This is a genomic window from Lentzea sp. (genome assembly GCF_036380075.1).
Classification (GTDB): domain Bacteria; phylum Actinomycetota; class Actinomycetes; order Mycobacteriales; family Pseudonocardiaceae; genus Lentzea.
The window spans coordinates 1-22,034 of the sequence record NZ_DASVFL010000075.1; the positions used below are offsets into that span (position 1 = coordinate 1).

A 22,034-nucleotide genomic window follows, 5' to 3' on the forward strand; every position below is an offset into this window, starting at 1 on the left:
AGTCAACTCCCCACCGTGAGCCCGAACCACCCCCCGAGCAATCGCGAGCCCCAACCCGGACCCGCCAGACCGCCGATCCCGAGCATCATCCAACCGAACCAACCGGTCAAAGATCCGCTCCCGCTCGGACTCAGGCACCCCAGGCCCATCATCAGAAACAACAAACCCAGAAGAATCAACCGAAATCCGAACCACCCCAGCAGGACCGGCAGCCTGCCGAGCATTGTCGACAAGATTGGCCAAAACCTGAGCCAACCGCTGCCCATCCCCCACAACGACCACGGACTGACCAGCGGCAGAGATGTCGAAATCAGGCGCCACATACCGAGTCCGGGCAACCTCAGCCTCAGCCAGCGCAAGCAGATCAACAGCCTCCCGCTGCATCTCATACCCGGCATCCAGCTGGGCAAGAGCCAGCAGGTCGTCCACCAACCGCCCAGCCCGCCGAGCCTCCCGCACCAGCAGGAACGACATCTGGTCCCGGTCAGGCGAGTCGACGGGCGCCTGCACCAACGCCTCGGCGACGGCCTGGACCCCGGTGATGGGCGTGCGCAGTTCGTGCGCGGCGTCCGCGACGAACCGCCGGGTCCGCTGCTCCGACCCTTCCAGCGAGTCCAGCATCCCGTCGAAGGCAGCAGCAGTGCGACCGAGCTCGGTGTCGGTCCGGGACGGGTTCAACCGCCCGCCCCGGTGCCCGGCGGCGATCGCCTGCGCCAGCGAGGTCATCGCGTCCAACGGCGCCAAAGCCCGCCGCACCACCAGGATCATCAGCAGCCCGGTGACGGCGATCGCCCCGAGCCCGAGCAGCACCAGCAGTTTCCGCAACCGCAGCTGCGCCTGCGAGATGGCCTCGGTGTCGGCGTAGAACGAGAACTTGTTGCCGTTGATGTTGCGGTTCTTCCGCTGGTACTCCCCGCCTTCCGGCGCGTCGCCGATCGTCGACCCGTTGGCCAGCTCGACGGTCACGCGGATGTTCCGCTTGGACAGCTGCCGCACGACCTCGCGCGGCGGTGTCCCGCGCACCAGCGCCGTGATGGCGCGCGTCTCGGTGTCGCGCAGGACCCCGTCGACGTCGCGGGACGACTGGGTCGCGAACGTCCGGTCGACCGCGATGACCAGGGCCACCATCACGAGGAACAACACGAGCAGCACCGAGACGGCGACCCGGCGGCGCAGCGACACGGTGCGGAGGTTCATTCGTCGGCCCGCAACACGTACCCGAGGCCACGCACCGTGTGCACCAGTCGAGGTCCGTGCTCCTCGATCTTGCGGCGCACCGCGCTGATGTGGACCTCGACCAGGTTGGGGTCGTAGTCCTCGTATCCCCACACGGCGGTGAGGATCTGCGTCTTCGACACCACGCGCCCGCGCTGGGCCGCCAGGTACACCAGCAGCCGCAGCTCGGTGGCGGTCAGCTCGATCGCCTGGTCGGCCCGCATGACGACACCGGCGTCGGCGTCCACGACCAGGTCGCCGACCTGCACGGTCGACGGCGTGCGGCCGAGCCGGCGCAGCACCGCGGACACCCGCGCCACCAGTTCGGCGAGCACGAACGGCTTGCCCACGTAGTCGTCGGCGCCGCCGGACAGGCCGCGCAACCGGTCGGGCACGCCGTCGCGCGCGGTCAGCATGACCACGCCGGCGCCGGATGACCGCCGGATCACCTCGAGCAGCTGGAACCCGTCGCGGCCGGGCAGCATGACGTCGAGGACGACCAGGTCGGGGCGGAAGCGGCCGAGGTCGGCCTCCAGCTGGCGCCCGTCCAGGCGGTGCTGCACGTCGTAGCCGGACTCGCGCAACGCGGACGACACCGCGGCGCCGATCGCCTCGGCGTCCTCGATCACCAACACCCTGGCGGACACCTCACCATTCTGCTGATCATCGGGGCTTCGGGCGACTCGCCTTCAGCTCGTCCTCAGATTGCGGGCGGACCCTGAGGCTCATGTCGAAGAAATCAGCGTGGGCCGGCGCCATCGTCGCGGCCGTCGGTCTCACCGTCGGCGGCATCGCGGTCGCGACCGCGGCCGAGGGCCCCGACGGCCCCGCAGCGGCGTTCGCCGAGCGCCACCCCGGAGGCGGACCGGGCAAGCCGGGCCGTCCGGACAAGGCGAAGCTCAAGGACAGCACCCTGGTCGTCGGTCGCGTGAAGTCGGTCGAGTCCGGCAAGCTCACGATCACCAAGGACGACGGCAGCGAGGTGTCGTTGACCACGGACGACTCCACGAAGCTGCGTGGCGGCGACATCGCCGGGCTCAAGACCGACCAGCGCGTGACCGTGCGCGCGAAGGACGGCAAGGCGTTGAACGTGGCGCTGGCCAAGGCCAACGAGCGCGGCACGATCAAGGACGTCAACGGCAACAACGCGACGTTGGTGCAGGTCGACGGCCTGCAGACGCCGCTCGACCTGTCGTCGGTGACCGAGAAGCCGAAGAACGGCGACCTCGTGGCCGTGACCGGGACCGTGTCCGACGGCAAGACCATCAAGGTCGACAAGGTGAAGCAGCTACCCAAGTAAACCTGGGCTCCACGCGGGCCGCCGCGTCTGCGAACATCGCAGTGTGGCGGTTCCGCGAAGCCCGGACAGATGGGTGTTCATCCTGCTGGTCGTCGGACTGGTCGGGATCGGGGTCGCGGTCGCCCTCCTGGTGCCCGCCAAGGTCCTCGGCGCCGCCGAACCGCCCAAGCCCGTGGCCGCGACCGTCGTCGAGACCGGCGCGTGCGGGCAGGGCATGGACACCGTCGAGTGGGACGCGGGCGGCGAGAAGAAGAAGGCCAAACTGGACGGCTGCGGCCACAGCAAGGGCGAAACCGTCCAGATCGTCATGACCGGTTCGGACATGGTGTCGTCGGCCGCGTCCGTCCCGACCGGACCGCCGGTGTCGAGCCGCCTCACCGCGCTGCTGCTGTGCCTGGCGGCGCTGGCGGGCGGCTTCTACGCGTTCCTCTTCCGCTACGCGCCGCTGCGCGCCCCGGCCGTGCTGCCGGTCCGCGGCAGTTCTACTCCCCGGCCGGTGTCACCTTCTTGACGTAGAGCAGCCGGTCGCCCGGCTCGATCGCGTCCGCCTCGGGAGCGTCCACCCGGAACAGCTTCCCGTCGCGCACCACGCCCAGCACTATGTCCGACAGGTGCCGCGGCGACCCGCCCACCTCGGTCGGTTCGACGTCCCGTTCCGCGATCGCGAGGCCGGCGTCGGGCGTGAGGAGGTCCTCGACCATCGCGACCACGGTCGGCGTCGCGGTGGCCATGCCGAGCAGGCGGCCCGCCGTCTCCGACGACACGACGACCGAGTCGGCGCCGGACTGCTTGAGCAGGTGCTCGTTCTCCCGTTCCCGCACCGACGCGACGATCTGCGCCTTGGGTGCGAGCTCGCGGGCGGTGAGCGTGATCAGCACGGCGGTGTCGTCCCGGTTGGGGGCGACGACGATCGCGCGCGCTCGGGCCGCACCGGCGACCCTCAGCACGTCGTTGCGCGTGCCGGAGCCGTGGACGGTCACGAGTCCGATGGCGGACGCGGCGTCGAGGGACTCCTGCACGGTGTCCACGACGACGATGGAGCCGGGTTCGACACCGTCACCGAGCAGCGCCTGCACCGCAGAGCGCCCCTTGGTGCCGTAACCCACGACCACGACGTGGTCCCGCACGACCCGCCTCCACTTCTGAATGCGCAACGCCTGACGGGAGCGCTCGGTGAGAACTTCGAGTGTCGTGCCGACCAGCACGATCAGGAACAGCACCCGCAACGGCGTGATGACCAGGACGTTGACGAGCCGGGCAGTAGACGACGCGGGCGTGATGTCGCCGTAGCCGGTCGTCGAGAGGGACACCGTCGCGTAGTAGAACGCGTCGAGCAGCGAGACGCCGTCCTCGTTGACGTCGCGGTAGCCGTCGCGGTCGAGGTAGACGATCAGCACCGCGAGCAGGAGCGCCGCCATCGCGCCGACGACGCGCTTGAGGATCGCGCGGACCGGGCTCTGCACCTGGTCCGGCATCCTGATCACGCCGACGAGCGAGTGCGAGGCTTCGTCAGACAGGCTCATCGGTCAACCTCTTCGCGATCTCCGCTTGGGCAAGCATCCGCCACAGGTGAGCGGCCGCCTCCGCGCCTTTGAGGAGCAACGGCACCACTACGCGCTCGTTCGGCGCGTGGACGCGATCATCCGGCAAGGTCGCGCCGAGGTAGACGAGGGGCACCCCGAGCAGCGCCTGCAGCACCGCCGCGGGCCCCGACCCGCCGGCCCGCGCGAACCGGACGGGCTGGTCGAACGCCAGCTCCAGGGCCTCGCGGACGGTGGCGTTGGCCGGTTGGTCGGGACTGATCGCGTACGGCGGGACGCCCGTGCCGCGGAAGCTGACCTCCGCCCGGATGCCGTCGGGCGTGTGCTTCGCGACGAACTGTTCGAGCTGCTCCCGGACCTTCTCCGGCCGCTGGTCCGGCACGAGCCGGAAACTGATCTTGGCCGTCGCGGACGCAGGGATGATCGTCTTCAGGCCGGGGCCGGTGTAGCCGCTGTGCAGTCCGTTGACCTCGGCCGTGGGCCGGACCCAGAGCCGTTCGAACGTCGAGTAACCGGGCTCGCCGAACGTCTTCCGCGCGCCACCGCCGTTGTTGGCCAGCCAGCTCGCTTCGTCGAACGGCAGCGCGGCGTAGTCCTCGCGCTCCCGCGCGGTCGGCTCGCGCACGTCGTCGTAGAAGCCGTCGACCTGGATGCGGCCCTCGTCGTCGTGCAGCGCGGCGACGAGTTTCGCGAGTGCCGTGGCGGGGTTCGGAATCGCGCCGCCCGCGCGTCCGGAATGGACGTCGTCGGTGCCGCCGAAGAACATGATCTCGCCGCCGAGAACACCGCGCTGCCCGGTGTTGACGGTGGGCGCGTCGCGTTCGTGCAACGAGGTGTCGGTGAACACCACAAGATCACATCCGAGCGCATTTCCATGATCTTCGAGAAGCTTTCGCAGATGCGGTGATCCCGATTCCTCCTCACCTTCGATGAAGAGTTTCACCGTCACACTCGGCGCATTTTGTCCGGTTGCTTCCAAATGCGCTTTCACGGCGAGCAGGTGCATGGCGACCTGCCCCTTGTCGTCGCTCGCGCCGCGCCCGAGCACCTCGTCCCCGCTGATCACGGGCTCGAACGGCGGGTGCTGCCACCGTTCGACGGGGTCGACGGGCTGCACGTCGTGGTGCCCGTAGACGAGCACCGTCGGCGCCTGCGGATCGGCGGCCGGCCAGCACGCGAACACGGCGGGCAGCGCCGGCCCGTCGTCCCAGACCTCGACCTCAGGCCAACCGTCCGCACGCAGCCGCCCGGCCAGCCACTCGGCGGATCGGCGCACGTCAGCGTGGTGACCGGGGTCGACGCCGATGCTCGGGATCCTGATCCACTCGAGGAGCCCGGCCACGAAGGAGTCGCTCAGCGCGGCCACGGCGGCGCGTTCGGGATGACGAGAATCACCTGCCACGCTCGTGGACAATAGGCCAGCCCGATCTCGCCTACGCCGCGTAGGCATGACAGGGTGACGCCATGGAACCGAACCGTTCCCGAACGCGGTCGGCGCTGGCGCTCGCCGCACTGCTCGGCCTGGCGGGAGCAACCCACTTCAGCAGGCCGAAGTACTACGACGCGATCGTCCCGCGTTCCCTGCCCGGCACCCCCAGGCAATGGACCTACGCCTCCGGCGTCGCCGAACTGGCCGTGGCCGCGGCCGTCGCCACTCCGCGCACCCGCCGACTGGGCGGCTTGGCCGCCGTGGCGTTGTTCATCGGCGTGTTCCCGGCAAACGTGAAAATGGCTCTGGACTTCCGGCAGAAGTCGCCAAAGGCGCGGGCCCTGGCGTATGGTCGCCTGCCTCTGCAGATCCCACTGGTGGCCTGGGCCTGGAAAGTGGCCAAAGGCGCCCGGTGACAACCCTGGGTAATCCTTAACCAAGTATCCCGCAAAAGCTGTCATTTTTCGCGCGAGGAACCTTAGGATGCGCCCTGTGCACACGCTTCTTCAGAGCGCCGCGACCGCGCTCGGCTGGGACGGAGCCGTGGTACCCGACGTGGCCGTCCTGGGCCAGCAGGTGTCCGCGGTGGTGCGCCTGCTGCCCGACGTGCACGAGTGGAGGACGGCCAACGGCTGGCCCCCGCGAGCCGACCCGTCGTGGTTCCGCTCCTGGTTCGAGCCGGAGGCCCACGACCGCCTGCCGGTGGCGGCCGTCGAGCTCGTGGGCGTCCTGGTGAGCGAGTCGACCACCGACCGCGCCCTCCAGTCGTGCGGAACCCTGCTGACGCTGGCACCGTGCGCGGTGATGCTGCCGCGGTCCGACTCGTCGCAGGCGTGGTCGTACATCGAGCTCGACTACTACGGCATCGGCGTGGTCGTGGCGGACGACTCGTCGGCCGACCTGATGGTGCCGCCGGAGGACCGGTCGCCGGAGTTCGGGCCGTCGCTGTTCGGGCGGTGGCTGCTCGAGGTGCTGTACGAGCGGGTCCTGAAGGCTTCGCACGCTCCCGCTGGGGCTTGAGCCGCCTGACGTTGCGCGCGGTCTCGGCGTGGCGGGCGATCTAGGCATGGCGTGCAGCGTTGGCGTGGTGAGCGTCTAGGCGGACCGCACCGGTCGGTGGTACTGGCCGACTCACACCTCAGTGGTACTGGCCGACTCACACAGCGCGGCCCTGCACTTCGCCGGACCGCCGTCCGCTCAGGCCCACCCACTCGGTGCCCGTCGTCCTCTCGGGGCCCGTCCACTCCCCCAGGCCCTCCATCCACACAGTGCCGACCCGAGCCTGCCGCTGCCCCCGCGCGCTTCCTTGTCACGCAACGATTGAAATCCGGTTTGGGTTCCCGGCTGTCCACAGGCTACCCACAACCAGAAAGTCGCAGGTCAGAAAGCCGCAGCCTGTGGACAACTCGCGATCATGACCCCACCGACAGGGGCGGTCACGACTCCACCGAGCGGATCAGGTCCTTCAGCCCCTGCTCGTCGAGCAGGTCCGCGGGCCGCACGGTGTGGTCGTGCCGCACGTAGTGGAAAGCCGCCCGCACGCGCTCCAACGGCTCGCCCGTCAGAGCCGCCCAGGCCAGCCGGTAGGCAGCCAGCTGCACCGACAGGGCCGGCAAGGCGGCGGCGTCGGGCACCGCGCCCGTCTTCCAGTCGACGACGGTCCAGCCGTCCGGGTCGCGGTAGACGGCGTCCATGCGGCCGCGGACCGAGATGCCGTCGAACTCCGTCTCGAACGGCACCTCCACGTCGTGCGGGGTGCGGTCGGCCCAGGCGCTGGTCAGGAACGACTCCTTCAGGCGGTCCAGGTCGGCGTCCGGGGACGCGTCGGCGTCGCCGGCGCCGGGGAGCTCGTCCAGGTCCAGCAGTCTTGAGGCGCCGAAGCGGTTTTCCAGCCACGTGTGGAAGGCGGTGCCTCGGCGGGCCAGGGGGTTGGGCGGGAACGGGAGCGGGCGGCGCAGTCTCCGTGCCAGGAGGTCCGGGTCCTTCGCCAGCTCGACCAGCTGCGAGACGGAGAGGTGTTCCGGGAGCAGCACCTGTTCGCGGCGGTTCTGGGATGCGGCTCGTTCGGCCAGGAGCACGTCGACGTCCTTCGCCCAGCCCTCCGGGTCGTCGTCCTCCGGCATCTCCGGGTCGTCGGGGACCACGTCGTCGGGCAGGGGTTCCGGCTCCGGCGGGAAGTCGTCGTCCGGGGGCTCGTCCGGCGGGGGCGGGTAGTCGTCCTCGACGGCCTCGGGTTCGGGGTCGAAGATCAGCGGCAACGGCTCCGGTGGGGCGTTGCGCAGGGCGTCGAGGGCGTCGAGGACCAGTTGGGCGCCTTCGACCACGGCGTCGCGGCGCTTGCCCAGCGGGTCGGCCGGCCAGAGGCGGGACTTGACGTCCTCGGCCAGCGGGTTGGGGGTGTCCGGGTCGGGTTCGGGGGCCCACACGGAGATGTCGCCCGGCGCGGGGTCGCGTTCCAGGACCTCGTACATCTCGCGCAGGAACACCGACGGGCCCTTGGGCTTCTCGCCGGCCTCGCCCCACCAGTGGCCCGACATCAGCAGGCTGTGCTCGGCCCTGGTGACGCCGACGTAGAAGAGGCGGCGTTCCTCGACCAGGCGGCGGTCCTCGAACTCCTCGGCGTGGATCGCGAGGGCCTCGTCGACCTCCTTGCGGTTGAAGCCCGCGGACAGCTTGAGGACGGGCAGGTCGGCCGAGTCGCCCCTGAGCACCGCGGGGAGCTCGGTCACGGACTTGAGCCAGCACGACGACTTCTTGCGGCCGGGGAACACGTCGCGCACCAGGTGCGGCAGCGCGACGATGTGCCATTCCAGGCCCTTGGCCGAGTGGACGGTCAGGATCTGCACGCGGTCCTCGGCGACCTCGACCTCGCCGGGTTCGAGGCCGTCCTCTGCGTGCTCGGCGGTGTAGAGGTAGTCGAGCAGCGACGGCAGGGTCGCGGACGGCGAGGCGGCGGCGAAGTCCATCACCACGTCGGAGAAGGCGTCGAGGTGGGCGCGGCCGACCATGCCGGGGCGGGACATCGACTCGATGTCGAGCAGCAGGGTGCGTTCCACGTCGGCGACGAGCTCGGGCAGCGGCTGGTCGAGCCTGCGCCGCAATGCCGCCAGCTCGCCGCCGAGGCGCCGGATCCGGCGGTAGCCGTCGGTGGAGTAGGCGTCCGGGTCGCCGGGGTCGTCCAGGGCGTCGGCCAGGCCGGCCTGTTCGGCGTGTTCGCCGGGCAGGGCGTCTGCCAGCACCAACAGCGGGTCGTCCACGACGGACTGTCGCGGTGCGACGCCGGCCAGGTCGCGGGCTCGGGACCAGAGGGCGGCGAGGTCGACCGCGGCCAGCCGCCAGCGCGAGCCGGTGAGCAGGCGCGCGGCCGCGGTTCCGGCGAGCGGGTCGACCAGGACTCGCAGTGCTGACACCAGGTCGCGGACCTCGGGTTCGTCCAGGAGGCCGCCGAGGCCGACGACTTCGACGGGCAGGCCGCGTTCGCGCAGGGCGGCCGCGATGGCGGCCATGTCGGAACGGCGGCGGACCAGCACGGCGGCGGTCGGCGGGGCGCCTTCGGCGTCGAGGTGCGCTTCCCACTGAGCCGCGACGTTGTCGGCGAGCCAGTCGAGCTCCTGCCGGATGTCCTCGTGCAACGCCAGCCGCACGTCGCCCGGTCCGGCGCCGGGACGGGCGCGCAGCTCCTCGACGTCCAGGCCGGCCTCGCGCAGTGGCAGCGAGACGGCGTTCGCGAGCTCCAGGACCTCCGGCGGGTTGCGGAAGCTGGTCAGCAGCCCGAACTTGCGGGTCGGCGGGAAGTCGTCGACGAAGCGCGGCAGGTTCGCCGCGGACGCGCCGCGCCAGCCGTAGATGGCCTGCGCCGGGTCGCCCACCGACGTCACCGGCATCGGGTCGCCGAGGCCGAACAACGACCTCAGCAGGACGCGCTGGGCGTGCCCGGTGTCCTGGTACTCGTCGAGCAGCACCGCGCCGTAGCGTTCGCGCTCGCCGGACGACACCTCCTCGAACCCCGCCAGCTGCGCGGCCAGTGACATCTGGTCCGCGAAGTCGAGCGCGGCCTCCTTGCGCTTGCGCTGCTGGTAGGCGTCGAGCAACGGCAGCAGCGCGACCCGCAGCCGTTGTGCGGCGACGATCTCGCGCAGCTTCTCCGGCAGCGCGTCCCGCTGCCGGGGCGCCTTGGGGGCGTTCTCGACCAGCGCGCAGAACTCGAGGGCGTGCGCCTCCAGCTGTTCCGGCGTCACGAGGTGCTCGCCCAGCTCGCCGGCCAGGGACAGCAGATAGCCGGTGATCGTCGCCGGCACCTTGTCGGTGTCGAGGTCGCGCGCCCACGTCGAGACGACGCGGTGCGCGAGCTGCCACGACGACGTCTCGGTCAGCAGCCGCACGCCCGGTTCGACGGGCAGCCGCAGGCCGTGCTCGGTCACCAGCCGCCCGGCGTAGGCGTGGTAGGTGAGCACCACGGGTTCGCCGGTCAGCACGGACATCTTGCGCTCGCCGCTCGGGTCGAGGTCGTCGAGCAGCGACGACCCCGCCAGCCTGCGCAGCCGGGCGCGCACGCGGTCGGCGAGCTGCCGGGCGGCCTTGCGGGTGAACGTGAGGCCGAGCACGCGGTCGGGCTGCACGAGCCCGTTCGCGACCAGCCACACGACGCGCGCGGCCATGGTCTCGGTCTTGCCCGCGCCGGCGCCCGCCACGACCAGCGCGGGCTGCGCGGGTGCGGCGATCACCTCGGCCTGCTCGGGTGTCGGTTTGTTCAGCCCGAGCGCCTCAGCGATCTCGAACGGGCTGACGGTCACCTGTACATCTTCCTATCCGGGCGTCGAGCGCCCGCACCACCCGGGCTGGTGTGTTCGCCGACCGTTCCGCCGCACGAAACGTGCAGGTCAGCGAGCACCTACTCGCTCACCTGCCGCCCGGACGGGTGGACCGGGCAGGTCGTGCGTGCCGGGCACCGGTCGCAGTCGGAGTTCTCCCGCGCCGTGTACTGCGGACCGAGGACCGACTCGGCGGCTCCCTGGACGACTTCCAGCCACGCGCGGACACCCTGCTCGTCCAGTGGCGCCTGGGTGCGTTCGACGGCTCCTGTCTTCTTGTCCTCCTTCGCGACGTACAACAACCGGGCGCCTCCCGGCTCTGTTCCCAGCCCGATGTGCGTGAAGCCGCCCAGGGACGACGCCAGCTGGTAGACGGCCAGCTGCGGGTGTTCCTGGGACGCGTCGCGCGACACGGGGCTCTTGCCGGTCTTGAGGTCGATCACGACGGGGCGGCCGTCCTCGTCGTGTTCGAGGCGGTCGACCCGGCCGCGGACCTGCAGCCACGGGCCGCCGTCGCGCTTGGGCACCTCGACGACCATCTCCTCCTCGACGGCGACCTGCGTGAGCTGGCCGCGGCTCATGGTCAGCCACGCGAGGAACGTGTCGAGCATCTTCTCCACGCGCTGCCGCTCGCGGCGGGAGAACCACGGCGCGCCCGCGTCGACGGCGGCCCACGCCTCGTCCAGCTTCACGCGCAGCTGGGCGGAGTCGGCTCCCGAGGCCGCGGCCTGCGCCAGGGCGTGGACCAGCGTGCCGGTGACCGACGCCAGCTCGGCCGGGTCCTGCCCGCCGTGCCGTTCGACCACCCAGCGCAACGGGCACTTGGTGATCACCTCGATCGTCGACGGCGTCACGCTGACCTTCTGCTCCTCCGTCCACAGAGGAGCGTCGATCGACACGTCCGCCAGGCCGTACCAGGACTCCGGATGCGCACCCGGAACGTTCGCCTCGGCCAGCCGGGCCAGCTGGGCGGCAGCGCGCGACCGGCGAGCAGGGTCCTCGGAGTCCGAGCACACCACCCGGCGCAGCTCGCCGACGAGCTCGCCCAGCACCAGACCGCGTTGCGGCCGGTGCAGCTTCCGCTCATCCTCGGCGGTCGACTCGATCTCGTCGAGGAACCGCGACGGCTGCTCGTCCTCTCCCCGCACCGCGCTGATCAACAGTTTCGACCGCGCCCGCGAGGCGGCGACCAGCAGCAGCCGGCGTTCCTCGGCCAGGATCGGCGCCACGGCCGACACCGACGGCTCCAGACCCGCCAGCACGTCCACCATGCGTTCCACGCCCAGCACCGTGCCGCGCAGCCGCAGGTCGGGCCAGCTGCCCTCCTGCACGCCCGGCACCGCGACGACCTCCCACTCGCGTCCGGCCGCGGAGTGCGCCGTCAGCACCGACACCGCCTCGCCGGCCGGGGCGGACGCGGCGAGCGTGTCGCCCACGATCCGTTGCGACTCCAGGTAGTCCGCGAACCCGGCCACCCCTGACCCCGGCAACCGGTCGACGTACTTCGCCGCCGCCTCGAACAACGCCACGATCGCGTCGAGGTCGCGGTCCGCCTGCATGCCCGGCATCCCGCGCCGCGACGACTGCGCCACCCACCTGTCCTGCAACCCGGACGCCGTCCACAGGTCCCACAGCACGACCTCGACGGACTTCCCGTCCGCGATCGCCTTGCGCGCCAGCGACAGCAGGTGGGCGATCCGCCGCGCCGGCAACGACTCCGCGTCCTCCAGCGCCGCCAGCCGGTCCGACGTCTCCACGACCTCGACGAGCAGCTCACCGCTCGGCCGGTCACCCCCCGCGGCCATCTCCAGCCGCCGCAGCCCGCGCCGCAACCGCCGCAACGCCAACGGATCCGCGCCGCCGAACGACGACGACAGCAGCATCGCCGCCGTGTCCTCGTCCAACGACCCCGGCGACGCCGCCGCGCGCACCAGCGCGAGCAGCGGACGCACGGACGGCTGTTGCGCCAACGGCAACTCATCCGACGACACCGCCACCGGCACACCGGCCGCGAGCAAAGCCCGTTGCAGCACCGGCAACGACAACGTGGCCGACCGCACGATCACGGCCATCCGCGACCACGGCACCTCGTCGGCCAGGTGCGAGCGCCGCAGCTGGTCTGCCACCCACGTCGCCTCCTGCGCCGAGGACGCGAGCAGCCGCACCTGCACCGACCCCTCGCCCTCGACCGGCTCGACGGACCGGGCGGGCGACGCACCGGGCAGCCGGGAGGCCAGCCGTGCCACCGCGTCGCGGACCTCGGGCGTCATCCGGTGCGACTGCCGCAGCACCACGGTCTCGCCGGACGCGTCGCGCAGGATCTCCGGATCGGCGCCGCGGAACGTGAAGATCGCCTGGTCCGGGTCACCGGCCAGCACGAACCGCGCGGCACCCGAACCCAGCGTGCGGATCAGCGAGTACTGCATCGGGTCGAGGTGCTGCGCGTCGTCGACGAACAGGTACCGCACGCGCCGTCGTTCGGCGAACAGCAGGTCCTCGTCGTTGACGAACGCCGCGTACGCCGACGACACCAGCTCCGCCGCGTCGTAGGCGGGGGCGTACGACGTCGCGGAGTCCATGCCGGACAACAGGTTCACGGCCTCGTACTGCGCGCCGAACCGGCCGGCCGCGACCCACTCGTCGCGCCCGTGCTCCTCGCCCAGCTCGACCAGGTCCTCCGGTCCCAGACCGCGCTCGGCCGCCCGCAGCAGCAGGTCGCGCAGCTCGTGCGCGAACCCCGGCAGCTCCAGCGCCGGCCGCAGCCGCTCCGGCCACTTCAGCGCACCCGACTCGACGTCGCCCGCGAGCAGCTCGCGCACCATCGCGTCCTGGTCCGGACCGGACAGCAACCGCGGCGGCGGCTCGCCCGACAGCACGGCCTGGTTGCGCAGCACCGCGAACGCGTAGGAGTGCACCGTGCGCACCAACGGCTCGCGGATCGCCGACAGGCGGCCGGTCAGCAGCCGCGTGATGTGCGCGCGCAACGCCGCGGACGCGCGCCTGTTCGCGGTCAGGACCAGCACGTTCTCCGGGTCTGCGCCCTGCTCCAGCACGACGTGCGCCGCCAGTTCGGCGAGCAGCGTCGTCTTGCCGGTGCCGGGACCGCCCAGCACCCGCAGGAACCCCTCGTGCGCGAAGACCCGCTGGGCAGCCGGGTCCCACCGGGGACGCGGGCGCGTCTCCGGCTTCCTGCGGACCAGCTGGGGTGGAAGTGCCACGACCCGATTTCACCACGCTGCACCGACAAGATCAGCGACGCCCGCCGGACGGAGCAGCCGTCGTGCCGACCACCTTCTGCGAAAAAGGCGATGGTCGAGCCCCGTTTTCGAAGCCGATTGTGAGCCCGCTCACAGTGCAAACCCGGCCGATTACCGGAGTTCCAGGCCCCGCAGGAAGTCTCCCGGCTCACCGACCGCGCCGAAGTGCTCGCCGGTGCCGAAGTCCGCGCCCGCGTCCCGCCACCACCCGGCCTGCTCGGCGCCGGAGATGCCGTCGACCGCGACCGTCACGCCCGCCTCGCGCATCAACGGCAGCAACGCCGTCACGTACGGGGACCGGCGTTCGACCAGCAGCGGCGCCACCCGCACCGACTTCACGGGCAGCTCCGACACCGCGGCCGGGTCGAGCGGGCCGAGCCCGAAGTCGTCGAGTCCCATGTGCAGACCCATTCCCGCGAGCGTCGTGAGGTTGTCGGCCGCGTCGGTCAGCGGCAGCACCTCGGCGGGCATGCTGAGCGCGAGCCGCGCCGGGTCCAGCCCGGTCTCCTCCAGCACCCGCACCACGCGCGACACCAGGTCCGCGTCCGTCGACTGGTGCGGGGTCAGCCGCACGACCAGCGACCTCTCGAACTGGCCGCGCTGCCGCCACCACGACGACTGGCCGCCCGCGACCTTCAGCAGCCACTCGCCGAGCGGCAGGACGAGCCCCGTCCGCTCCGCGAGCCCCGCGCACCGGTCGTGGTCGAGCACTCCCAGCTCCGGGCGGTCCCAGTGCAGCAACGCCTCGACGCCGCTCACCTCGTCGTCGGCCAGCCGCACGATCGGCCGGTACCGCACGGTGATCTCGCCGTTCTCCCACGCCTCGGGCATCGTCACGGCGAGCAGGTGGTCGCCGCGGTCCTCGGCGTCCTGGCCGGGGTGGAAGACCTCCCACTGGCCGCGCCTGCGGACCTTGGCCATGCGCAACGCCGTGTCGGCCGCCCGCAGCAGGTCGACGGGCTCCGCGCCGGGCTCCGGCCGGTGCACCACTCCCGCGCTCATCGACACCGCGAGCCCGTGACCGTCCACATAGGTCGGTTCGAGCAGGTCGTCGTTGATGCTCTTCATGATCGCGCCGATGGTCGGCGTGGACGCCGTGTTCTCCACGAGGACGCCGAACTCGTCGCCGTCGAACCGGGCGATCATGGCCTTCTCGCCGGCCAGCAGCGCCCGCAGCCGTTGCGCGACGTGCTGGAGCAGCCGTTCGGCGATGCGGCCGCCGAAGCTGTTGCTCACCATGCCGAACGCGTCGACGTCGAGGTGCAGGACCGTGATGCCGTGGTCGGGATCGGCCTTGCGCAGCGCGGTCTCCAGCTGCGTGGTGAAGAACTGGCGGTTCGGCAGCCCGGTCAGCACGTCGTGCAGCGACTGGCGCTTCAGCTCGTTCTGCAGCAGCTCCAGCTCGGTGCCGTCCTCGACGACCACGACGAAGTGGCTGCGCTCGTCGTCCGCGCCGCGCAGCAGCGACGCCGTCAGCGTGAGCCGCGCCGGTTCGCCGTCGACGCGCAACATCCGCTGTGCCTGCCGCACGCGGTCCGCGGTGCCGTCGACCAGTTCCGCGAGCGCCGCCTGCAGCATCTCGACGAACCCCGGCGCCACGAGGTCCATCAGCGACCGGCCGGTGAGCTCGTCGGCCGTGTAGCCGAGGATCTCGCCGATCGCCGCGTTGGCCCTGAGCAGCCGTCCTTCGAGGTCGACGATCAGCACTCCGTTGCTGGAGGAGGTGACGACCTCGTTGTAGCGGGCCTCGCTCTCCTTGAGGTTCCAGTTGGCGTCGCGCACGGCCTTGAGCAACGACCGCTGCATGCTCTCCTGCTGCGACAGCACCGACTCGGTGTTGGCCGCGGTGAACCCGGTGCCCAGGGCGCCGACCGCGAGCACGACCCGTTCCGCGTACCGCTCGACCGGCTGGAACTCCGGTAACGCGAGCAGTCCCTTGCCGAGCACCTCCGCGGTGCAGCGCATTCCCACCCGGCCGAGGTGACCGAGACCTGCCAGTTCGACGCCGAGCTGTTCGACCGCGATGCCGTTGAACTTCTCCTCGTGCACCAGCGCGCACAACGCGTCCAGCCGTTCGCCAAGTTCGCGGTCGAGATCGTCGCGACCCATCGGAATCGCGACGGCGCTGAGCAGGCGATAGGACCACGTGCGCGCGAGAATCTGCCGCGCCCTGGCATTGTCCTGCGGCGAGGGCGTGACGTCGGGTATTCGACTCGGGTTGGACATTCGGGAGCGCCTCGCAATGGCTTGGAGGTCCCGGCAGTTTACCCACGCACCGTAAGTACCACTTCAACCGGTAGCGTGAATCGACATCACTCGATCGAAAAGGTCTATGGCTTTCGCCCGACGCCCGCGAACGCGATCCTGTTCACCGCTGGATCGTCCGAGATGTCACCGGGACCTGACGGTCGCCATTCGGCATACTTGACCAATCCGGGTTCGACCAGTTCGAAATCACCGAAGAACGACTCAATTTCGACGCGGTCGCGATAGGCGACGTCGCCGCCACCCGCTTTGCTCATCCTGTCGGTGACGGCGCGGGCCTCGTCGTTGACGTGGTCGCCCGCCATGTGCGAGATGGCGAGGTAGCTCCCGCTGGGCAACGCCTCGCGGTAGCGCTTCATCAGGCCCTGCGGGTCGGCGTCGTCCGGCACCCAGTGCAGCATGAACAGCAGCAGCACGCCGATGGGCCGGTCGAAGTCGAGCAGCCGGCCCACCTCGCCGCTCGTGAGGATGCTCTCCGGGTCGCGCATGTCGGCCTGCAGCACGCCGACATTACTTTGACCTGCGACGATGAGCTCGCCGTGCGCGACGGCCACGGGGTCGCGGTCCACGTAGACGACCCGGCAGTCCGGGGCGGCCTCCTGGGCGACCTCGTGCACGTTGGCCACGGTCGGGATGCCGGAGCCGATGTCCAGGAACTGGCGCACGCCCTGGTCGGTCATGAACCGCACCGCCCGGCGCAGGAAGGCCCGGTTGAGCCGCGCCGCGCTGCGGGAGTGCGGCATCATCTCCTCGGCCTTGTCCCCCATGACCCGGTCGACCGCGAAGTTGTGCGCGCCGCCGAGCAGGTAGTCGTAGACCCGTGCCGCGCTCGGCACGGAGACGTCCACGCTCTGCGGGATCCAGCTCTGCCCGTCGGTCACGGCAACCACCTCTTCAGGTTGTGGACGCACTAGCTTAGTCATGCACTGAGCGCACACGATTACGCCGCACGTGTGAACGCATGCCACCCGATCGGGCACTGTCACTCTGAACCGAACGACTCATAGGGTGGGCCCCTCTTTCCCCGCGGCGAGGAGCGATGATGTCCGTCCCGGTGGCACCCGGTCGGCTGCCATTTCTCGGGCACTCGTTGCCGATGCTCAGGAAAAGATTCGCCTTCACGTCGAATTTGCGACGTCAGGGCGAACTAGTGGAGGTTCACTTAGGTCCGATGCGGGCCTATTTCGTGACCAGTCCGCGGTTGATGCACCAGGTGCTGGTCACCGACGCGCCGAAGTACCACAAAGGCCGGATGTACGAGAAGTTCCGGCCGTTCGTCGGAAACGGGCTCGCCGTGTCGAGCGGGAGCTTCCACCTGCGCCAGCGCCGGATGATGCAGCCGGCGTTCCACCGCGACCGGATCGCCGGCTACGCCGGCATCATGGTCCGCGCGGCGACCGGCCTCGTGCGGTCGTGGCGGCCGGGCGAGGTGCGGCGGCTGGAGGCGGACGTGCAGGGGCTCGCCGTCACGATCGTCGGGGAGGCACTCTTCTCCACCGAGATCGGCGCACGCGCGATCGCCGAGGCGCGCCGGTCCGTGTTCGTGATCATCAAGAACGGCATCCTGCGCGCGCTCTCACCGGGTTTCGTCGAGAAGCTGCCCATCCCGGCCAACCGCGAGTTCGACGAGGCGATCGCGCGGATGCGCGCGATCGTGGGCGAGGTCATCGCCAGCAGGCGCGACGACGACACCGACCACGGCGACCTGCTGTCGACGTTGCTGGCGGCCAGGGACCCCGAGACCGGTGAGCCGATGACGGAGGACCAGGTCTTCGACGAGGTCATCACGCTGCTCACCGCGGGGATCGAGACCACCGCGCTGGCACTGGCCTGGATCTTCCACGAGATCGCCGCCGACCCCGAGGTCGAACGACGGGTGCTGGCGGAGGTCGACGAGGTGCTCGGCGGCCGTCGGATCACGATCGACGACGTGCCAAGGATGACCTACCTCGGCCGGGTCGCGCAGGAGGTCCTGCGCAAGTACCCGCTCTGGCTCGTCATGCGCCGCGTCGCCGAGGAGGTCGAGCTCGGCGGCACCCGCCTGGCTCCGGGCACCGAGGTGATCCTCAGCCCGCACGCTCTGCACCACGACCCGGCGCACTTCCCGGACCCCGAGCGGTTCGACCCGGACCGCTGGACGCCCGAGCGCGCCGGGCAGCTGCCGAAGGGCGCGTTCGTCCCGTTCGGCGGCGGCATCCACCAGTGCATCGGGAACCACTTCGCGCTGACCGAGATCACCGTCGTGGTGGCGACGGTCCTGCAGCGCCACCGGCTCGTCCCGGACCGGCCCGTGCGCACCAAGTTCACCAATGCGGCCTACCCCAACGACCTCATGATGACGGTCGTCCCCCGCTAGTTGGAGGTTTGTTCCCCCATGCGTTTCCGTCGGCTCTGCGCCGCCGTGCTGCTCGCCGCGTTCCTGCCGGTGCCCTCCCCCGCGAACGCCGCGACGACCTGCGAGGACGTGTACACGCCCGTCCAGTTCGGGCTGGTCCAGCAGACGATGTACGGCAGGCTGTGCGTCCCGCAGGGCGCGAAGACCGTCCAGGTGCTCGTTCCCGGCGGCACCTACACCAGCTCGTACTGGGACATCCCCGTGGAGGGCCAGACCCGGTCCGTCACCCGCGCCATGAACAGCGCGGGCGTCGCCACGATGGCGGTGGACCGGATCGGTTCCGGCAAGAGCTCCAAGCCGCTCAGCATCCTCGTCGACGTGCCCAACCAGGCCGAGGCGGTGCACCAGATCGTCCAGAACCTGCGCCCGCGGTTCGGCAAGGTGTTAGTGGGCGGGCACTCGATCGGCTCCGCCATCGCGATGGTGGAGGCAGGCCGGTACAACGACGTCGACGGTGTCCTGATCACCGGCATGACCCACCAGTGGGACTACGTCCGCGCCGTGCCCGCGCTGACCAACCTCATCCCCGCGCTCCTCGACCCCAAGCTGAGCCTGCGCGGCCTCGACGTCGGCTACCTGACGACAGCACCCGGAACCCGCTACACGATGTTCCACGCCCCGGGCCCCAACGTCTCCGCGGTCATCAGCCTCGACGAGTCCACCAAGGACGTGGTCTCGGCCGGTGAGTTCGTCACGACCGCCCTGATGTCGAACCTGGTGCTGCCCGCGAGCGCCGCGATCACCGTGCCGGTGATGACGATCCAGACCTCGGCCGACTACTTCTGCGGCACCCCGCCGCTGGGCGCCGACTGCTCCTCCGCGCAGGCGCTGGTGCAGTCGGAGAGGCCGTTCTACCCCCTGGCGCCGCGGCTGGACGGCTTCGTCGTCAACGGGTACGGGCACGTCTTCAACTTCGACACCAAGACCGCCGACAACTACCACGCGACGGTCGTCGCGTGGCAGCGCGGCATCTAGAAACCTTCTACAGCAGGTTCTTCAGCACGTCGCCCGCGTTCTCGGGCGAACCGAAGCGGGCGCCCATCGCGAGGTCGGCGCCCGCTTCCGCCCACCACTGCGCCTGGTCCTCGGTCTCGATGCCGTCGACGCACACGTGCACGCCCAGGTCGTGCACGGCCGGGACGAGGGCCGCGGACCGCATGTCCTGACGCCGCACCAGGTCCTTCGGCACGAGCACCGACACCACCGGCAGCTCGGTGAGCCACGCTAGGTCGCGCGGGCCGAGGCCGAAGTCGTCGAGCGCGATCCGGACTCCCCTGTCCGCCAGGGTTCGCAGGTTCTCCACCGCACCGGACATCCCCAGCACGCCGACGGGCATGCTCAGCGTCAGCCGCCGCGGCGGCAGGCCGGTCTCGTCCAGCACCTTCCCGATGCGGGACACCAGGTCCACGTCGGTGGACTGGTGGCGGGTGAGGCGGACGCCGAACTGCGCGTCGAGCTCGCCGCGCTGCCGCCACCACTGCGCCTGCCCGGCGGCGATCCTGATCAGCCACTCGCCCATCGGCAGGATCAGGCCCGTCGCGTCGGCCAGTTCGGCGCAGCGGTCGGAGAGGTCCCAGTGCAGCACGGCCTCGACGCCCGCCAGCTCACCGGTCGCGAGCGAGCGGACCGGCTGGTAGCAGACGCCGATATCGCCCTGCTCCCACGCGCCGGGCATCACGACGGCCAGTGCGGCGTCGCGCCGGTCCGCGGTGTCCTGGTTGCCGTGGAACAACTGCCACTGGCCGCGCTGGTCCTTCTTGGCCTGCCGCAGCGCCAGGTCGGCCATGCGCAGCAGCTCGGTCGGCTCGACGTCGGGCGACGGCCGCTCGACCACGCCGGCGCTCACCGAGACGGCGAGGCCGTGGTCGTCGACGAAGACCGGTTCGGCCAGGTCGGAGTTGATGGCGGCCATGATCGTCGCGACACCCGGTGTGGTGGCGGAGTTCTCCACGACGATGCCGAACTCGTCGCCGTCGAACCGCGCGACCATCGCCTGCTCGCGCGACATGACCGCCCGCAGCCTGCGACCGACGTGCTGGAGGAGCTTCTCGCCCACGCGGCCGCCGAGGGTGTTGCACACCAGGCCGAACGCGTCGAGGTCGAGCTGGAAGACCGTGACGCCGAGCGCGGGGTCGGCGCGGCGCAGCACGGTCTCGAGGTGGGTGGTGAAGAACTGCCTGTTGGGCAGGCCCGTCAGCACGTCGTGCAGCGACTGCCGGCGCAGTTCTCCTTGCAGGAGGGCGAGTTCCGTGTCGTCGTCGGCGACCACCAGCACGTGGCTGGGCTTGTTGTCGCCGTCGCGCAGCAGTGACGCCGTGAGCGTGACCCTGGCCAGGTCGTCCTCGCCGCGCAGCAGGTGCATCGGTTCGCGCTCGAAGTCGTCGCGTTCGGCGAGCACCTTCTCCATCATCTCGCGGAACACGACGACGGAGCCGGGGGCGACGAGCTCCATGATCCGCGTGCCCTGGTCGGGCCGGCGGCCGAGGATCTCGGCGATGGCGTCGTTGGCCCACACCACCCTGCCGTCGAGACCGACGATCAGGATGCCGTTGGTCGACGAGACCGCGATGCCCTCGAACTTGGCCTCGCTCTGCCGCTGGTCGCGCTGCGCGTCGAGGGTGGCCTTGAGCAGCGACCTCTGCATGCTCTCCTGCTGGTCCAGGATGAACCGCGCGCGAGCAGCGCTGAAGCCGCACGTCAGCGCCCCGATCCCGCCGACGACCCGCACCGCGAGCTGGTCGACCCCGCGGAACTCGTCGAGTGCCAGCAGTCCTTTGCCGAGCACGTCGACGGTGCGCTTGAGACCGGGCTCGTTGACGTAGCCGAGAGCGACGAGCCGCTCGCCCACCTCCTCGAACGGGGCGGGGTCGAACGGCTCGTGGTGCAGTGCCGCGCACAACGTGCCGAGCTGATCGCCCAGCTCGGCGTCCAGCTCGTCTCTGCTCAGCGCGACCACGACGACGCTGCTGAGCAGGTAGCTCCACTTGCGCGACAAGGCTTCTCGCGCACGGACGGCGGCGTTGTCCTGACGTGGAGCGGCATCGGGTTTTCGGCTTGGATTCGTCATTCCCGTTGCCCTGTATGGGTTGAAGAGTGTCCGGCAGTTTACCCACCGGCAGTCGACGTCCATTGCGCCAACAGTGTGATACTCCGACACTACAGTGTGGTTTCAGTCCTTACGACCGACGCCAGCGTACAAGAACACCTCCACCCCCGCCTCGTGCGCGAAGTCACCCGCCCGGGCCGAGCACCACCCGTTCAGCACTGTCCCGGACCTCGCCCCGACTCCTAGGGTTGTCCGTCCTGGTTCGCCGCCCTGGTCGCCGTGAACGGACTGACGCCCATGCCCCGACGATGGCTGCTACCACTGCTGCGCTGGCTGCGAACCACTCCGCGCCCGAACCCGACGGCACCCCGTGGCCGAAAACGATCTAGCTAGACTCGCGGGATGGACGAAGAGATCCACGAGCGGGTCCGCGACTTCATCAAGGCGATCCCACGCGGACGAGTCGCCACCTACGGCGACATCGCAGATCTCGCGAAGGCCCCGTCCCCGCGGCTGGTGGGCCGAATCCTGATGGAGGACGGCCACGACCTGCCGTGGCAACGAGTCCTGAAGGCCGACGGCACCTGCGCCCCGCACCTGCGGGACACGCAGCTGCAACTCCTCCACGAGGAGGGCGTCCCGAACCTGGACGGCAAGGTGAACCTGCGCGACTACCGCTGGGAGGACGCGCGCAAGGAGGCCCAGGAGGACCCGCCAGGCCTCTGGTGAACACCCCGGCTGGTGGCGAGCGCGACGCCGAAGGCGAGCAGTCACC

General features: G+C 70.6%; 16 protein-coding genes. 7 read left to right on the forward strand and 9 right to left on the reverse strand.

Annotated features, from left to right (window positions below; translation table 11 throughout):
• On the reverse strand, nucleotides 1-1,182 hold a 1,182-nt coding region (locus VF330_RS09880), incomplete at its 3' end, for a HAMP domain-containing sensor histidine kinase (RefSeq protein ID WP_330851218.1).
• Between the two features lie 11 nt (nucleotides 1,183-1,193).
• Entirely contained in the window at nucleotides 1,194-1,862 is a 669-nt protein-coding gene (locus tag VF330_RS09885; protein ID WP_330851219.1) for a response regulator transcription factor, read from the reverse strand.
• Between the two features lie 80 nt (nucleotides 1,863-1,942).
• Between VF330_RS09885 and VF330_RS09890 the strand changes: the two genes are divergently transcribed.
• The gene (locus VF330_RS09890; protein WP_330851220.1) at nucleotides 1,943-2,515 is read left to right on the forward strand and encodes a hypothetical protein; all 573 of its coding nucleotides are present in this window, start codon (nucleotides 1,943-1,945) and stop codon (nucleotides 2,513-2,515) included.
• A 73-nt stretch (nucleotides 2,516-2,588) separates the two neighbouring features.
• Nucleotides 2,589-3,026 carry a hypothetical protein gene (locus VF330_RS09895; protein WP_330851221.1) on the forward strand — a complete coding sequence of 146 codons (438 nt, stop codon included), beginning with the start codon at nucleotides 2,589-2,591 and terminating at the stop codon, nucleotides 3,024-3,026.
• On the opposite strand, the gene VF330_RS09900 is transcribed toward VF330_RS09895, so the two are convergent.
• Both VF330_RS09900 and VF330_RS09905 read right to left on the reverse strand, forming a co-directional pair.
• Nucleotides 2,998-4,038: a potassium channel family protein gene (locus VF330_RS09900; protein WP_330851222.1), complete on the reverse strand. Its 1,041-nt coding sequence runs from the start codon at nucleotides 4,036-4,038 to the stop codon at nucleotides 2,998-3,000. The genes VF330_RS09895 and VF330_RS09900 overlap by 29 nt on opposite strands.
• Nucleotides 4,025-5,506, reverse strand: coding sequence for a M20/M25/M40 family metallo-hydrolase (locus VF330_RS09905; protein ID WP_330851223.1), 1,482 nt, complete (start codon nucleotides 5,504-5,506; stop codon nucleotides 4,025-4,027). The genes VF330_RS09900 and VF330_RS09905 overlap by 14 nt, the downstream gene beginning before the upstream one ends.
• Before the next feature lie 14 nt (nucleotides 5,507-5,520).
• Here VF330_RS09905 and VF330_RS09910 point away from each other — a divergent pair, with 14 nt between their 5' ends.
• Together VF330_RS09910 and VF330_RS09915 are read left to right on the forward strand one after the other, a co-directional pair.
• On the forward strand, nucleotides 5,521-5,901 hold the full coding sequence (locus VF330_RS09910; RefSeq protein ID WP_330851224.1) for a hypothetical protein: 381 nt from the start codon (nucleotides 5,521-5,523) through the stop codon (nucleotides 5,899-5,901).
• Between the two features lie 76 nt (nucleotides 5,902-5,977).
• Complete coding sequence (locus VF330_RS09915; protein ID WP_330851225.1) at nucleotides 5,978-6,505, forward strand: hypothetical protein; 528 nt, start codon at nucleotides 5,978-5,980, stop codon at nucleotides 6,503-6,505.
• A 416-nt stretch (nucleotides 6,506-6,921) separates the two neighbouring features.
• Here VF330_RS09915 and VF330_RS09920 read toward each other — a convergent pair whose 3' ends face one another.
• From VF330_RS09920 to VF330_RS09935, 4 genes are all read right to left on the reverse strand, one after another.
• Complete coding sequence (locus VF330_RS09920) at nucleotides 6,922-10,278, reverse strand: ATP-dependent DNA helicase (protein ID WP_330851226.1); 3,357 nt, start codon at nucleotides 10,276-10,278, stop codon at nucleotides 6,922-6,924.
• Between the two features lie 98 nt (nucleotides 10,279-10,376).
• Entirely contained in the window at nucleotides 10,377-13,514 is a 3,138-nt protein-coding gene (locus tag VF330_RS09925; RefSeq protein ID WP_330851227.1) for an ATP-dependent DNA helicase, read from the reverse strand.
• Between the two features lie 150 nt (nucleotides 13,515-13,664).
• Nucleotides 13,665-15,662: a putative bifunctional diguanylate cyclase/phosphodiesterase gene (locus tag VF330_RS09930; RefSeq protein ID WP_330851228.1), complete on the reverse strand. Its 1,998-nt coding sequence runs from the start codon at nucleotides 15,660-15,662 to the stop codon at nucleotides 13,665-13,667.
• A 221-nt stretch (nucleotides 15,663-15,883) separates the two neighbouring features.
• Nucleotides 15,884-16,699: an SAM-dependent methyltransferase gene (locus tag VF330_RS09935; protein ID WP_330851229.1), complete on the reverse strand. Its 816-nt coding sequence runs from the start codon at nucleotides 16,697-16,699 to the stop codon at nucleotides 15,884-15,886.
• 161 nt (nucleotides 16,700-16,860) lie between these two features.
• On the opposite strand from VF330_RS09935, the gene VF330_RS09940 reads away from it, so the two are divergent.
• Nucleotides 16,861-18,174 (forward strand): cytochrome P450, encoded by a 1,314-nt coding sequence (locus tag VF330_RS09940; protein ID WP_330851230.1) that lies wholly within the window; start codon nucleotides 16,861-16,863, stop codon nucleotides 18,172-18,174.
• Between the two features lie 18 nt (nucleotides 18,175-18,192).
• Nucleotides 18,193-19,188: an alpha/beta hydrolase gene (locus VF330_RS09945; RefSeq protein WP_330851231.1), complete on the forward strand. Its 996-nt coding sequence runs from the start codon at nucleotides 18,193-18,195 to the stop codon at nucleotides 19,186-19,188.
• A 7-nt stretch (nucleotides 19,189-19,195) separates the two neighbouring features.
• On the opposite strand, the gene VF330_RS09950 is transcribed toward VF330_RS09945, so the two are convergent.
• Nucleotides 19,196-21,208, reverse strand: a complete 2,013-nt coding sequence (locus tag VF330_RS09950) for a putative bifunctional diguanylate cyclase/phosphodiesterase (RefSeq protein WP_330851232.1) — start codon at nucleotides 21,206-21,208, stop codon at nucleotides 19,196-19,198.
• A gap of 453 nt (nucleotides 21,209-21,661) precedes the next feature.
• Between VF330_RS09950 and VF330_RS09955 the strand changes: the two genes are divergently transcribed.
• Nucleotides 21,662-21,988 carry an MGMT family protein gene (locus VF330_RS09955; RefSeq protein WP_330851233.1) on the forward strand — a complete coding sequence of 109 codons (327 nt, stop codon included), beginning with the start codon at nucleotides 21,662-21,664 and terminating at the stop codon, nucleotides 21,986-21,988.
• Nucleotides 21,989-22,034 lie beyond the last annotated feature (46 nt).

What these genes read in the sequence shown, in the direction of transcription:
- VF330_RS09890 (WP_330851220.1), top strand. Translation starts at nt 1,943, where the DNA reads ATGTCGAAGAAATCAGCGTGGGCCGGCGCCATCGTCGCGGCCGTCGGT.
- VF330_RS09900 (WP_330851222.1), bottom strand. Translation starts at nt 4,038, where the DNA reads ATGAGCCTGTCTGACGAAGCCTCGCACTCGCTCGTCGGCGTGATCAGG.
- VF330_RS09905 (WP_330851223.1), bottom strand. Translation starts at nt 5,506, where the DNA reads ATGCCTACGCGGCGTAGGCGAGATCGGGCTGGCCTATTGTCCACGAGC.
- VF330_RS09910 (WP_330851224.1), top strand. Translation starts at nt 5,521, where the DNA reads ATGGAACCGAACCGTTCCCGAACGCGGTCGGCGCTGGCGCTCGCCGCA.
- VF330_RS09930 (WP_330851228.1), bottom strand. Translation starts at nt 15,662, where the DNA reads ATGGGTCGCGACGATCTCGACCGCGAACTTGGCGAACGGCTGGACGCG.
- VF330_RS09940 (WP_330851230.1), top strand. Translation starts at nt 16,861, where the DNA reads ATGTCCGTCCCGGTGGCACCCGGTCGGCTGCCATTTCTCGGGCACTCG.
- VF330_RS09945 (WP_330851231.1), top strand. Translation starts at nt 18,193, where the DNA reads ATGCGTTTCCGTCGGCTCTGCGCCGCCGTGCTGCTCGCCGCGTTCCTG.
- VF330_RS09955 (WP_330851233.1), top strand. Translation starts at nt 21,662, where the DNA reads ATGGACGAAGAGATCCACGAGCGGGTCCGCGACTTCATCAAGGCGATC.